Consider the following 13,454-nt stretch of genomic DNA (forward strand, 5'->3'; position numbering starts at 1 on the left):
GTCCTCGGCGGCCATCATGAGCTCCCCCGGCGGCCTGGATGCGTCGACGGGAGGTGCGGCGACGCCGCGCCAGTGAGCATCTCGCGCAGCGTGCCCCGGCGAGGCTGCTGCGGCAGCAGTCCTCGCGCTCGCAGCAGCGGCATGACGTCGGCGATGAAGTCCCGGTAGGACTCGGTGCCCCCGAACGTGAACTCCACGAGGAAGCCGTCGACGTCGGTCGCCTCGACGATGGCCTCGATCTCGTCCGCCGCCTGCTCCGCAGTGCCCGTCACCTTGAAGCCGCCCATGGTCTCCCGCAGCCCGTCGAGCACATCGCCGACCGTGGTCCCCGGGTCGGAGTGCTGGGCCAGCAGGCTCTGGCCCACCTCGGTGGAGACCTCCGCGAGGGTGGCGCGCGGGTCCAGCCGCGTGAGGTCGACCCCGGTCCAGCCGAGGAACAGCGCCGCCATCGCCTCCCGGGAAGGAGCCGCGGTGAGCTCGGCGCGCAGCTGACGCGCCTCCGCCTCGGTGGCTCCGACGATGACGGACAGCCCGTTGACCACCTTGACCGCGTCGCGCGGGCGCCCGCGGGCCTCGGCGCGGTCTCGCAGGTCGACGACGAGCCGCGCCAGCGCCTCCGTCGAGCGCTCCTGCGTGAAGATGCACTCGGCGTAGGTCGCGGCGAAGTCCTTGCCCGCCCGGGAGGCTCCCGCCTGGAACAGGGTGGGCGTGCGCTGTGGCGACGGCGAGACCGGGTAGTAGCCGTCGAGGCTGAAGAACGGGCCGCGGTGCTGCAGCCGGTGCACCTTGGCGGGGTCGTTGAAGACGCCGGTCTGGCGGTCCATGGGCTGCGCGTCGTCGTCCCACCCCTCCTCCCACAGGGCCAGGCACAGGGAGACGAAGTCGTCGGCGCGGGCGTAGCGCACGTCGTGGGCTGTCACCGCGGGCTCACCGAGCAGGCGCACGAGCGCGTCCTGCATGTCGGAGGTGACGATGTTCCAGCCGACCCTGCCGCCCGTGAGGTGGTCCAGCGTGGAGAACCGCCGCGCCAGCAGGTACGGGCGCTCCGCCGTCGTCGACGACGTCACCACGAAGCCGAGCCGGTCGACGGTGGCCGCCAGCCCCGACAGCAGCAGCGGTGCGTCGTGCACGGGGAACTGGACCGCCTCGCGCACCACCACCTCGGGCACGTCGCCGTCAGCGGTCATCGGGTAGGCGAGGGCCTCGGCGAAGAAGAGGAAGTCGAAGCCGCCCGCGTCGAGCTGGCGGGCCAGCTGCTGCCAGTGGGCCAGGCCGGCGTACCCCTCGGGCTGCGCCAGCCGGTGGCGCCACGAGTTCGCCAGGAACGTCGGCGCCACCACCTCGAACGCCCCGAGCACCAGCTGCTTGGTCATGCCCGCTCCCCCTGCACCTGCGCACGCAGCGCCTCGACGGCGGCCACCACGCGGGCGCGCAGCGCGGCCTTGTCGGTCTCGTCCAGCCAGCAGCCCTCGACGGCGTTGAGGGTGAACCCCGCCAGCTCGTCCAGGCCGTACCCGAGGGCGCTGGCCACGGCGCTGTAGTCGTGGGTGGGGTCGGTGCCGAACATCGGCGGGTCGTCGGAGTCGATCGTCACGCACAGCCCCGCGTCGACCATCTCCCGGATGCGGCGGTGCGAGCCGTCTCCCGACCCGGAGTACCTGCCGATGTCGGAGCTGACAGGTGTGCACGTGAAGGGGATCCGCTCCTCGGCGCAGCGCGCGGTGATCGCGGGGTCGTCCACCACGTGGTAGCCGTGGTCGATCCGCTCCCCGCCGAGCAGGTCGAGGATGGTCTCCACGTGGTGCGGCGGGCCGCTCTCGGAGTGCGCGGTGCGACGCAGGCCCGCCTCTCCCGCCAGGCGGAACGCCTTCCAGAACCGCTCCGGCGGGCCGACGGTCTCGTCGTAGTCGAGCCCGATGCCGAGCACCTCGTCACGGCGGTCGGCGATGACCTGCTCGACCAGCTCGACGCCGGCGGCCGCGGTGTCGTTGCGGTTGATGGCGACGACGAGGTTCGCCTCGACGCCGGCGTCCGCACGCGCGTCACGCATCCCCGCGATGACGCCGTCGAGGATCGTCCGGTACGGCACACCCGGATGACCGGGCGGGCTGAGCATGATCTCGCGGTAGAGCACCCCGTGGTCCGCGCCACCACTGGTCAACGACTCGTAGGTGACGCGGTGGAAGTCGTCGACGTCGCGGATGACGGCACCCACGACGTCGAGCACGCGGAGGAACTCGCCGAGCTCCTCGTAGCTGGCGTGGTCGTAGAGGTTCTCGGTGGAGCGCCCGCCGTCGAGGGTGACGCCGTGCTTGCGCGCGAGCTCGACGACGGTGGTGGCCTGCACGGACCCGATGAGGTGGGTGTGCAGGGACACCTTGGGCAGGCCCCTGACGATCCGCTCGAGCTCGGGCGGGGTGGACGTGTCCGGCAGCAGCGCCTCGGTGCTCACCCGGCGGACTGTGGCACCGCCGCGTTTCGCCTTCGTTTCCCCGCCCCTGCGACCGTGATCATGGGAGTTGCACACACGACCCGTCGTGATCATGGGAGTTGCCAACAGGCACCTCCGTGATCATGGGTGTGACACGCACGGCACCGCCAGGACGGCCCGTTCCGTCGAGCCGTGAAGGCTGGATGCGGCCTCGAGAGGCTGACGGTGCGCCCTGCCCTGACACTGCTCCGGACCGCCTGTGCGCAACTCCCATGATCACGGGGTGTGGCGTCCGCCACTCCCATGATCACGAGGGGTGGCGAGCGCAACTCCCATGATCACGGTGGTGGTGGTCACAGCGGACCGGGAGCACGCGGCGCTGCGGGGAGAATGACCGCGTGACGACCCAGCTCGACAGGCCCGCCGACGGCTCCCCCCGCGCCGGCGCGGCCCAGGTGGCCACCCCCGACCTGCTGCGCGCCCTGCGCTCCGCCCTCGGCGCGAAGGACGGCGACGGCGTGGTCGACGCCTCCACCCGTCGCCGCGCGGAGTACACCTCCGACGCCTCCAACTACCGCGTGGTGCCGCAGGTCGTCGTCTTCCCGCGCTCCGCTGACGAGCTGGCCGCCGTCGTCGACGTCTCCCGCGCCCAGTCGGTGCCGCTGACCCTGCGCGGCGCCGGTACGTCGGTGGCGGGCAACGCGTGCGGCCCCGGCATCGTCGTCGACACCTCGGTGCACCTCAACCGCGTCCTCGAGCTCGACCCGACCTCCCAGACCGCACTGGTGGAGCCCGGCATCGTGCTCGACGCGCTGCAGGGCCACGCCCGCCAGCACGGCCTGCGCTTCGGGCCCGACCCGAGCACCCACGCCCGCTGCACCATCGGCGGGATGATCGGCAACGACGCCTGCGGCTCCCATGCCCTCGCGTACGGCCGCACCAGCGCCAACGTGCTGGAGCTCGACGTCGTCGACGGCCTTGGGCGCCGCTGGACGACGACGGCGCCGCCGCCCGAGCTGGTCACCGCGCTGAGCGGCGTCGCTGACCGCCACCTCGCGACCCTCCGCACGAAGTTCGCCACCTTCGGCCGGCAGGTCTCCGGGTACGCCCTGGAGACGCTGCTGCCCGAGCACGGCGGCCCGCTCGGTCACAGCGGCCGCGGTGATGCGACCGGCTCCAACCTCGCCCGCCTGCTCTCCGGCAGCGAGGGGACCCTCGCGGTGCTGACCAGCGCGCGCGTGAGGCTGGTGCGGGAGTCGCCGGCCACGGCGTTCGTCGTCCTCGGCTACCCCGACATGGCCACCGCCGCGGACCACACGCCCGCGCTGCTCGAGCACGGCCCCCTCGCCGTCGAGGGCCTCGACCGGCGCCTGGTCGAGGTGGTCCGCGCCCGCGGCGGGGATGTGGACGGGCTGCCCGACGGCAACGGCTGGCTCTTCGTGGAGGTCGGCGGGGAGACCGACGCCGAGGCCCTCGCCGGCGCCACGGCGCTCGTGACGGCCTCCGGCACCCGCGAGCACGTCATCATCCCCACCCGCGCGCAGGCGCGGGCCCTGTGGCGCATCCGCGAGGACGGCGCCGGGTACGCCGGCCGCTCCCCCTCCGGCACGCCCGCGTGGCCGGGCTGGGAGGACGCCGCCGTGCCGCCCGCCCGCCTGGGGACCTACCTGCGCGACCTGCAGGCGCTCATGGGAGCGCACGGCGTCGACGGGCACGCCTACGGACACTTCGGCGACGGCTGCATCCACATGCGCCTCGACCTGCCGCTGTCCGAGCCGGGCGGGGTGGACAGGTCCGGGGAGTTCCTGCGCGCTGCCGCGCGCCTGGTCGCCGCGCACGGCGGGTCGCTGTCCGGTGAGCACGGCGACGGCCGCGCCCGGTCGGCCCTGCTCCCCCTCATGTACGACGACGACGCGCTGCGCGCCTTCGAGGAGGTCAAGGCCGCCTTCGACCCCGCCGAGCTGCTGAACCCCGGCGTGCTGGTGAAGCCGGCTCCGCTGGAGGCGGACCTGCGCGTGCCGGCGGCGCGCGTCGCCGTCGAGATCTCCCCCACCCGCCCGCTGTCCCTCGCCTACCCCGCGGACGGCGGCGACCTCACCGCGGCCGTGCACCGGTGCGTGGGCGTCGGGAAGTGCCGCGCGGAGCCGGCCAGCGGCTCGGGCGGCGTGATGTGCCCGAGCTACATCGCCACCCGCGACGAGAAGGACTCCACCCGCGGCCGCGCACGGCTGCTGCAGGAGATGGCCAACGGAACGCTCGTCACCGACGGCTGGCGCTCGGAGGAGGTCCGGGAGTCGCTCGACCTGTGCCTGTCGTGCAAGGGCTGCTCGGTCGACTGCCCCGCCGGCGTGGACATGGCCACCTACAAGGCGGAGTTCCTCGACCACCACTACCGCGGCCGGCGGCGCCCGCTGAACCACTACGCGCTGGGGTGGCTGCCGCGCTGGACCCGCCTCGTGGCGCTGGGCCAGCCGGTGCTGCCGGCGCTCGTCAACGTCGCCGCGAAGGTGGCTCCCCTGCGGCGCGCGGGCATGAAGGCCGTGGGCATCGACCCGTCGATGGCCGTGCCGACGTTCGCCCGCCAGACCTTCCGCTCCTGGTTCCGCTCCTCTCACCGTGGTCACAGGACTCCGCCACCCTCGGCGGTCACCGACGTCGTGCTGTGGGTCGACACCTTCACCGACGGCTTCGACCCCCAGGTCGGCGTGGCCGCGGTGAAGCTGCTCGAGCACCTCGGCTTCCGCGTGCACCTGCCCACGGCCAAGGTCTGCTGCGGCCTCACGTGGGTCTCCACCGGTCAGCTCGACGGCGCCAAGCGCCAGCTGGCCGCGACGCTGGACGCCCTGGACGGACGTGACGGAGCGCTGGCCGGCATGCCGGTGGTCGGTCTGGAGCCGAGCTGCACCGCGCTGCTGCGCGAGGACGCCGCCCGCCTGCTGCCCGACGACCCGCGCGCCGCCGCCCTGCACTCCCGGGTGCGGACGGTGGCCGAGCTCATCGCGGAGCACCGCCCCGACTGGACGCCGCCGCAGCTGAAGACCGAGGCCGTGGTGCAGCCGCACTGCCACCAGCACGCCGTCATGGGCTTCAGCGCCGACGCGGCGCTCCTGGCCCGAGCGGGCGTGGACGCCACGCAGCTCGGCGGGTGCTGCGGCCTGGCCGGCAACTTCGGCGCGGAGGCCGGCCACCGCGACGTGTCGGTGGCCGTGGCCGAGCAGCAGCTGCTGCCCGCGCTGCGGAAGGCCGGTGACGCGGTGCCGGTGGTCGCGGACGGCTTCAGCTGCCGCACGCAGACGGACGCGCTGGCCGGTCGTCGCCCGAAGCACCTCGTGGAGCTGCTCGCCGAGGCCCTCCCCAGCACGCCCCCGGAGCGCTGACGCCTGCACCCCCCACCCCCTCACGACGTCCGAGGAGTCCGCGCACGCCCTTCCCGCACGACCACGCGCCTGAGCGCCTCATGAGAGCCCTGGCGCCCCGGAGGCGACGCGCAGGTGCCTGGTCGTCGCGCTGGGGTTGGGCGGGCTCAGTGCCGGTGGGCGGAAGCGGGCGGGAGCGGACGCTGAGGTGCGTCAGGCGGAGACGGTGGACGCCGTCGCGTCGGTGGTGAGCGCGCCGCGCAGCTCGCTGACCCCGGAGTGCCCCGCCTGGCCGTCGAGCGGCTCGGCGGACACGTCCACCTCGCTGAACCGGGCCAGGTCCACGCCGTCGGGCAGGACGTAGCCGCCCTGCGGGCTCCGGCCCTCGGCGAGCGCCCCGAGGGAGACCACCCCGCCGGTGGTGGCGTCGAGCAGCCACACCTCGTAGGCGGCGCCCTGCACCGGCGGGAGGCCCTCGGTGCTGACGAGCACGCGTCGGCCCTGGCCGTCCTCGCGGGTGACCACCTCAGCGGTGCCCGTCCACGCTCCCTGGTCGGCGGCGAGCGGGCGCAGCTGGGCGGTGGAGACGACGACGGCGCCCGCCACCGGGTCGCTGACGGCTGCACCCGGGTCGCGGGTGCGGGAGGCGACCAGGGCCCCCGAGGTCGCCCCGACCACCAGCGCCAGCCCGGCGGCGCCCAGGAGCACGGGCGTCGACCAGCGCTGCCGCGAGCGCTGGGCGGGCAGCCCCGGCACCGCCGGTGAGGACGACGACGGCGGCGTGGTCTGCCCCGTCCCGGCCGGGGGCGCGGTGAGCGACGTCCCCACCGGGTCCGGCGCGGGGACCGCGCGCGCCCCGGCGGAGCCGGACCGGGCGCTGCCGTCGCCGTCGTCGAGGGAGCGCAGCACCGCTGCCTCGTCCGGCGCGGAGCGCACCCCGGTCGCTGCGGCGATGCCCTCCCACACCGACGGAGCGGGCAACCGCCGCGCCGGGCCGTTGGGTCCGGGCGCCACCGCGGCGGACAGCTGCGCGACCTCCTCCGCGCACGCGGCGCACCTGCGCACGTGGGCGCGGACGCGCTCGAGGCGGGGGTCGTCGGGGGCGACGGCCACCATGGCCAGCTCGTCGGTGGCGGGGTGCTGCTCAGGCGGTGCCACCGGCACCTCCGAGGCGTCCGCGCAGCCGCACCAGCGTGCGGCGCAGGTGGCTCTTGACGGTGCCGAGCGGCAGGCCGGTGCGCTGGGAGATCTCGGCGTGGGTGAGGTCGTCCCAGTACGCCAGCTCCACGATGCGGCGCTGCGGCTGCTCCAACCTCTCCACCTCCTCGCGCACGTCGATGGTCTCGACGCTGCGGTCAGCACCCTCCACCACGGCCCCCGGCCCCGGCCCGGCAGGTGGCCCGTCGGGGTGAGTGGGGTCCCACGGCTGCTCGCGCAGCGCGGCCCGGCGGCGCAGGGCGTCGGTGATCCGGTGGCGGGTGATGCCCACCAGCCACCCGGCGAGAGGGCCGCGCTCGGGGTCGTACCGGTCGCGGTCCTTCCAGGCGCTGATGAACACCTGCTGGGTGACGTCGTCGGCGTCGACGGGTCCCACCGCGCGGACCGCCAGGCCGTGCACGAGCGTGCCCCACCTCTCGTAGGCGCGGGCCAGCGCCTCCTCGTGGCCGGCGGCGAAGTCGAGCTCGACGGCGCGGTCGCGCGCGGCGCGGCCCCCGGGCGCTCCGTCCGCGGTCTCGACCGGATCCACCCTCGAACGCTAAGCGGGTCCGGGGCTGGCAGCGCGCTGAGCGCGAGCTGTCACGAGACGCGTCACGAGACCCGGTCCGCGACCACCACCACGTTGTCCGTGTAGTGGCGCGAGGCCCTGTCGAACGCCCCGCCGCAGCTGATGAGCACCAGCCGCGCCGGTCCGGCGCTGGTGAACAGCTCCGCGGTGGGCAGCTCGGCCTTGGAGAACTGGGCCTTCGCGCTGGTCCGGTAGACGTGCTGCTCGCCCGCGGCGTCGGTGACCACCACGTCCTGCCCCACCTCGGACTCGCGCAGCCGGAACAGCGCGCCGGGGCCAGCGGGGGTGTCGACGTGCCCGACCAGCACCACGGACCCGTCGCCGTCCCCCGGCGCGGCACCGGGGCCCCACCAGCCCGTGCGGGCGCCGTCGTCGGGGACGACGACGGAGCCGTCCTCGGCCGCCCCCACGGCGTCGACCGGCGCGTCGACCCCGAGCGCCGGCACTTGGAGGCGCACCGGCGCCGGCGTGGTCACGACCACGGCCGGAGCCGGGTCGGAGGGGACCAGACGTGGCAGGGCCGGCGTGCTCGAGGCGGTCGGCTGGGCGGTCGGCTGGGCGGTCGGCTGGGCGGTCGTCGAGGACGACGGCGGCGCAGCAGCGGGCGCCGGCGCGCTCTTCGTCGTCGTGCTGGCCGAGGGTTCGGGCAGCGCGCCGGCCAGGGGGGCGGCCTGGCTGCTCGCCCCGGTGAGCAGCCAGGCCGCGGGGGCGGTGGCGGCGAGGGCCAGGCCGCCCACCGCCACCGCCGTCAGGGCGCGCCCGGCCCGGCCGCCGCGGTCGGGCCGAGCGCTCACAACGCGCGGTCGCCGGTGCCGGTGCCGGTGCCGGTGGCGGTGGTGACGGTCGCGGTGCGGCGCGAGCGCAGCGCCGCGGCACCCACACCAGCGGCCACGGCCACGCCGAGCGCCCCGGCGGACGTCGCCACCAGCCAGGCGGGCGCGCCGCCCTCGTCGAGCAAGCCGCCGGTGCCCGCGGCGACGCCACCGGGGGCGCCACCGAGGTCCTCGATGCGCTGCACGGCCAGCTGCACCCCACCGGCGGTGGGGTTGCCCCAGGCGTAGACGATCGTGCTGGTCCCGGCGGGCAACGACAGGTCGGTCGGGCCGGCGACGACGTTCGTGGTGCCGGTGGCCACCACGTCGGCGCTGACCGTGCCCGCGGGCACCTCGGCGCTGGCCTCGTCCGGGTTGGACAGGTCCTGCACCAGGGGCTGACCACCGGCGCGGACGTCCACCGCGGGGGCCGCCGCGACGTGGCGCACGGTGACGCGGGCGTCACCAGCGGGCACCGCGGTGGTGTCGTTGACGAACGGGGTGAGCTTGGGCTGGCCCTGGGCGTCGAGGTGGGCGACCAGCGTGACGTCGGCCCCCGCCGGCACCTCGACGTCGTTCGCGCTGATGGCGGGGGTGCCGGTGGAGGGCTGGCCAGCCTGGAAGACCGCGAGGTCGTAGCTGCCGGCGGGCAGCTGCTGCGGGTCGGTGAGCGTGCCCGGGGTGAAGTCGGGGATGAGCTCGGAGCCGTTGGCGTAGACGTCGACGGTCAGGCCGGGCACGGCGTGCAGCACGCTGACGGTCGCCGTGCCGCCAGCGCCGCCGGCCGCGGAGGCGGCGGCTGCGGGGACGAGCACGAGGGCGGCAGCGGTCGTGGCGACGGCGGCGGTGCAGGTGGTCTTGCGCACGAGGGTCCTCCGTGGTCCGGGCGCCGCCCGTCGCGACGCTCCTGCCCCTACTGCGCGCGGAACCCCGCCCGTGGATGCACCACTCCTGAACAACCCCTGTGGCGCTCGTCACACCGCCGTCGACCTGCCGAGTAGCGTGCCGTGATGATCTCCGTCCGGCTGGTCACCGAGGACGACGTCCCCGCCATCACCGACCTCCTGCGCCGCAGCCGCGAGCACCTCGCCCCCTGGGAGCCGCTGCGGGAGGACTCCTTCTTCACGGAGGCGTCGCAGCGCGCGACCACCGCCGCGCTGCTCGAGCGGCACACCGCCGGCACGCACGTCCCCCTGGTCATCGTCGACGACGACGAGGTGGTCGGCCGGATCACCGTCAACGACGTCGTGCGCGGGGCGTTCCAGTCGGCGTCGATCGGCTACTGGGTGGGCGCCGGGCACACGGGTCGAGGCGTGGCGACCGCGGCGGTCGCGGCGACGGTGCGGCTGGCCTTCGACGAGCTGCACCTCCACCGGCTCCAGGCCGACACGCTCCTGCACAACACCGCGTCGCAGGCGGTCCTGGCGCGCAACGGGTTCGTCCGCATCGGGACGGCGCCCCGCTACCTGAGGATCGCCGGGCGGTGGCAGGACCACCACCTGCACCAGCTCGTCGACGAGCACCACGACCCGGCCTGACGTCCCCCGCGCGCCGCCCCTCGGTCAGGGCCAGCTCAGGCGGCGCAGTCTCCGAGGGCCTCGTCGAGCACCACGAGCGCCCGGTCCACCTCGTGCTCGGCCACCGTCAGGGGCGGCGCGATCCGGAAGGTCCCACCCATGCCCGGCAGCTGGACGATGTTCACGTGCAGGCCCAGCTCGTAGCAGCGGCGCGTCACCCGGGCGCCGAGCTCGTCGGCGGTCCAGCGCCCGTCGGGGTCGCCCGCCAGCTCCAGCCCCAGCAGGAGCCCCCGGCCGCGCACCTCCGCCACGCACGCGTGCGCCGACGCGAGCCCTGACAGCCCGTCCCGCAGCCGCCCGCCCACCTCGCGGGCCCGCGCGTCGAGCCCCTCGCGCTGCAGCACGTCGAGCACGGTCACGCCGACGGCCGCGGGCAGCGGGTCGCTGACGTGGGTGGTGAAGAAGAGGTACCCCAGCTCGTGGGCCCGGGCCTCCAGCTCGGCGCTGACGACGACGGCGGCCAGCGGCAGCCCCGCGCCGAGCGTCTTGGACAGCACGAGCACGTCGGGCACCACGCCGTCGCGCTGGAAGGCGTACCAGTCGCCGGTGCGGCACAGACCCGTCTGGGCCTCGTCGAGCACCAGCAGCCCGCCGCGCTCGCGCACGCGCTCCGCGAGCGCTGCCAGGTAGCCGGGCGGCAGGTCGAGCACGCCGCCGGAGCTCAGCACCGGTTCGACGATGCAGGCCGCGAGCGCCCCCACGGACTGCGCGTCGACCAGCTCGAAGGCGAGGTCGAGCTGGGCCCGCCACTCGGCCTCGGTCAGCGGCGCGCCCGTGCGGTGCGGCACGGGCAGCGCGAGGTTGCCCGGCGCGACGGGCCCGTAACCGCGCCGGCCGGCGCTGTAGGTGGCGGCCGCGGCGCCGGCGGTCATGCCGTGCCAGGAGCGGGAGAAGGACAGCACCTCGTGGCCGCCGGTGACGAGCTTGGCCATCCGCAGCGCCGCCTCGTTGGCCTCGGCTCCGGTGGTGAGCAGCAGCGCCTTGTCGAGCGGTGCGGGCAGCGTGGCGGCCAGCCGCTCGGCCAGCTCGACGACGGGCCGGCTGAGCATGCCGGAGTAGAGGTGGTCGAGCTCGCCGACCTGGCGGCGCACGGTGGCCACGACCTCCGGGTGGGAGTGGCCGAGGATCGCGCTCATCTGCCCGGAGGTGAAGTCGAGCAGCTCGTGGCCGCTGGCGGTGACCAGCGTGGTGCCTGCTGCGCGCTCCACGAGCTCCGGGCTGAAGCCGCCGCGGCCGGAGTAGCGGACCAGGTGCTGCTCGTGGGGGCGGAGGTTCGTCACACCCGGTGACGCTAGGGACGGGTGGTCGTCGTCGTCCAGCGGATCTGCTCGACGCTGCTGTTCGGCGGAGCCGCACAGCGCTGGCATGATCGGTGCGGTGATCGACCCGTGGAAGCTGCGGATGCTCGTGCAGCTCGACGCGCTCGGCACGGTGCGGGCGGTGGCGGAGTCGCTGCACCTGAGCCCGTCGACCGTGAGCCAGCAGCTGGCGGCGCTGGAGCGGGAGGTCCGGGCACCGCTGCTGGAGCGCTCCGGGCGGCGGGTGCGGCTGACGGAGGCCGGCAGGGTGCTGGCGGCGCGCGGGCGCGACCTGCTGGCGGGCATGGCGTCGGCGCGGGCCGAGCTGGACGCCCTCGACGGCGAGCCCACCGGCACGGTCCGGCTGGCGGCGTTCCAGAGCGCGGTGGCGCCCCTGTGCCTGCCCGCGGTGGCCACCCTGCGCGTCAGCCACCCGCGCCTGCACGTGGAGCTGGCGGAGCTCGAGCCGCACGAGGCGCCGGGTGCGCTGCTCACCGACACCGCCGACGTGGTGGTGACCACCACCGACGACCCGCGCTACCCGTGGTCGGCCGAGCTCGAGGTGGTGCCCGTCGGGTCCGACCCGCTGGTGCTCCTGCTGCCGCCCGACCACCCGCTCGCCCAAGCGCCCACCCCGCAGACCCCGCAGACGACGCCGAGCGCGAGCAGCGCCACCGCTCCGGTGGACCTCGCCGCGTGTGCGGACGAGTGGTGGGCGTGCGACCGGCCCGGCTCGTACATGGACGACCAGGTGCGGCGGCTGTGCGGCGCCGCCGGCTTCGCCCCGCGGGTGGCCGCGCGCTTCAGCACCTACCTGCTGCTCGTGCAGCACGTGGCCGCGGGCCTGGCGGTGGGGGTGCTTCCGGCGCTGGCTGTGCCGCAGGACGGACGCGTGGCGGTGCGGCAGCTGGCGGCGCCCGCGCACCGCGAGGTGGCGGCGGTGCTGCGGCGGGGCGCGCGCCGGAGGGCGGGAGTGGCCGCCGTGCTGGAGGCGCTGCTCGACCACCCGCCGGTGCCGGGCCTGTCAGCCCTCCGCTGACCCCGCCCCGCGGGCGGCGGCGCCCGGCGCGCTGAGCGGCGGGTGCACCACGAGCACCACGACGAGCAGCACCAGCACCACCGTGGTGAGGGTGACCGGCACGGGCACCAGCGGGTCGAGCAGCACGAGCAGCGCGGCCACCGGGACGGCCAGCCGGACCGTGCGGTCGGCGCTGGCGCGCAGCGCCACCCACCACACCCCGAGGAGGAACACCGCCACGGGGACGGTCACGGTGAGCGAGGTGCCGAGGTCTCTGAGCCCCGACTCCCCGGTCATCGAGCTGATCTCCGTCTCGACGCCGGCGGAGAGCGCGCCGGCCGCCGCGAAGACCGCGTAGTGCGCGTAGCCGTACCGCAGCGAGCTGCGCAGGTCGGTGATCACGCGGTGGTGCGGGGGCCAGAAGTACACCCACCACAGCGCCGCCGTGCTGACGAGCACGAGGACCGAGACCGAGACGAGCGCGCCGAGGGCGTGCTCGTCGTGGAGCGCCTCGATGATCGCGTTGGCGGAGCCGAGCAGCGACTCCCCGAGCAGGATCAGCGTGAACAGGCCGTACCGCTCGGTGATGTGGTGCAGGTGCCAGGTGGTGTTCCCGCGGCGCTCGGCCACCACGGGCACCGCCAGCTCGGCGACGACGAGCACGCCCGCCGCCACCCACAGCGCCGTCCCGTGCAGCACGAGCGCGCCCACCCAGAGCACCTGCACCGCGGCGATGCCGACCGCGTAGGTGAGCGCCGTGCGACGCAGCCGGCCGGCGGTGCGGGCGGCGCGCAGCCACTGCGCGACCATCGCGACCCGCATCACGACGTACCCGAGCACGAGCAGGCGGAGGTCGCCGCGGTCGAAGACGGGCTCCACGCCGGCGGCCAGCACGAGCACACCGGCCATCTGCAGCACCGTCAGGACGCGGTAGAGCCAGTCGTCGACGGCGAAGGTGGTGGCGAACCACGTGAAGTTCATCCACGCCCACCACACGGCGAAGAACACGAGCAGGTAGGTGGCGACCCCCTGCAGCGCGTGGCCGCCGGTGATGGCGTGGTGCAGCTAAACGCTGGCCACGCTGATCGCCACCACGAACACGAGGTCGAAGAACAGCTCCAGGCTGCTGGCCAACCGGCCCTGCTCGTGGGGGTCGCGCGGTCGCATGGTCGCCAG

General features: G+C 75.3%; 10 protein-coding genes and 1 pseudogene. 3 read left to right on the forward strand and 8 right to left on the reverse strand.

Annotated features, from left to right (window positions below; genetic code table 11):
- Positions 1–14: 14 nt before the first annotated feature.
- Together FMM08_RS12615 and add are read right to left on the reverse strand one after the other, a co-directional pair.
- Positions 15–1,373 (reverse strand): NtaA/DmoA family FMN-dependent monooxygenase, encoded by a 1,359-nt coding sequence (locus FMM08_RS12615; RefSeq protein ID WP_147926734.1) that lies wholly within the window; start codon positions 1,371–1,373, stop codon positions 15–17.
- Complete coding sequence (add, locus tag FMM08_RS12620; protein WP_255472348.1) at positions 1,370–2,452, reverse strand: adenosine deaminase; 1,083 nt, start codon at positions 2,450–2,452, stop codon at positions 1,370–1,372. Before add ends, FMM08_RS12615 begins: the two co-directional genes overlap by 4 nt.
- A 377-nt stretch (positions 2,453–2,829) precedes the next feature.
- On the opposite strand from add, the gene FMM08_RS12625 reads away from it, so the two are divergent.
- Positions 2,830–5,808, forward strand: coding sequence for an FAD-binding and (Fe-S)-binding domain-containing protein (locus FMM08_RS12625; RefSeq protein WP_147926736.1), 2,979 nt, complete (start codon positions 2,830–2,832; stop codon positions 5,806–5,808).
- Positions 5,809–6,000: 192 nt separating this feature from the next.
- Here FMM08_RS12625 and FMM08_RS12630 read toward each other — a convergent pair whose 3' ends face one another.
- The 4 genes from FMM08_RS12630 to FMM08_RS12645 all read right to left on the reverse strand — a co-directional run bounded on the left by FMM08_RS12630 (position 6,001) and on the right by FMM08_RS12645 (position 9,251).
- Positions 6,001–6,945, reverse strand: a complete 945-nt coding sequence (locus FMM08_RS12630; RefSeq protein WP_147926737.1) for an anti-sigma factor — start codon at positions 6,943–6,945, stop codon at positions 6,001–6,003.
- The gene (locus FMM08_RS12635) at positions 6,932–7,534 is read right to left on the reverse strand and encodes an RNA polymerase sigma factor (protein WP_147926738.1); all 603 of its coding nucleotides are present in this window, start codon (positions 7,532–7,534) and stop codon (positions 6,932–6,934) included. Before FMM08_RS12635 ends, FMM08_RS12630 begins: the two co-directional genes overlap by 14 nt.
- Before the next feature lie 62 nt (positions 7,535–7,596).
- On the reverse strand, positions 7,597–8,367 hold the full coding sequence (locus FMM08_RS12640) for a class F sortase (protein ID WP_147926739.1): 771 nt from the start codon (positions 8,365–8,367) through the stop codon (positions 7,597–7,599).
- Complete coding sequence (locus tag FMM08_RS12645; protein WP_147926740.1) at positions 8,364–9,251, reverse strand: DUF4397 domain-containing protein; 888 nt, start codon at positions 9,249–9,251, stop codon at positions 8,364–8,366. Before FMM08_RS12645 ends, FMM08_RS12640 begins: the two co-directional genes overlap by 4 nt.
- A 144-nt stretch (positions 9,252–9,395) precedes the next feature.
- Here FMM08_RS12645 and FMM08_RS12650 point away from each other — a divergent pair, with 144 nt between their 5' ends.
- On the forward strand, positions 9,396–9,923 hold the full coding sequence (locus FMM08_RS12650) for a GNAT family N-acetyltransferase (protein ID WP_147926741.1): 528 nt from the start codon (positions 9,396–9,398) through the stop codon (positions 9,921–9,923).
- 35 nt (positions 9,924–9,958) lie between these two features.
- On the opposite strand, the gene FMM08_RS12655 is transcribed toward FMM08_RS12650, so the two are convergent.
- Positions 9,959–11,242 carry an aspartate aminotransferase family protein gene (locus FMM08_RS12655; protein ID WP_222710725.1) on the reverse strand — a complete coding sequence of 428 codons (1,284 nt, stop codon included), beginning with the start codon at positions 11,240–11,242 and terminating at the stop codon, positions 9,959–9,961.
- Between the two features lie 97 nt (positions 11,243–11,339).
- On the opposite strand from FMM08_RS12655, the gene FMM08_RS12660 reads away from it, so the two are divergent.
- Positions 11,340–12,299 carry a LysR family transcriptional regulator gene (locus FMM08_RS12660; protein WP_187279736.1) on the forward strand — a complete coding sequence of 320 codons (960 nt, stop codon included), beginning with the start codon at positions 11,340–11,342 and terminating at the stop codon, positions 12,297–12,299.
- Here the strand turns inward: FMM08_RS12660 and FMM08_RS12665 are convergent.
- Positions 12,285–13,445: pseudogene (locus FMM08_RS12665) on the reverse strand (low temperature requirement protein A). The gene FMM08_RS12660 and the pseudogene FMM08_RS12665 sit on opposite strands and share 15 nt — an antisense overlap.
- Between the last annotated feature and the right edge of the window lie 9 nt (positions 13,446–13,454).

Source organism: Quadrisphaera setariae (assembly GCF_008041935.1).
GTDB lineage: Bacteria > Actinomycetota > Actinomycetes > Actinomycetales > Quadrisphaeraceae > Quadrisphaera > Quadrisphaera setariae.

Coding starts and splice junctions, on each gene's coding strand:
- FMM08_RS12615 (WP_147926734.1), bottom strand. CDS start 1,373: ATGACCAAGCAGCTGGTGCTCGGGGCGTTCGAGGTGGTGGCGCCGACG.
- FMM08_RS12650 (WP_147926741.1), top strand. CDS start 9,396: ATGATCTCCGTCCGGCTGGTCACCGAGGACGACGTCCCCGCCATCACC.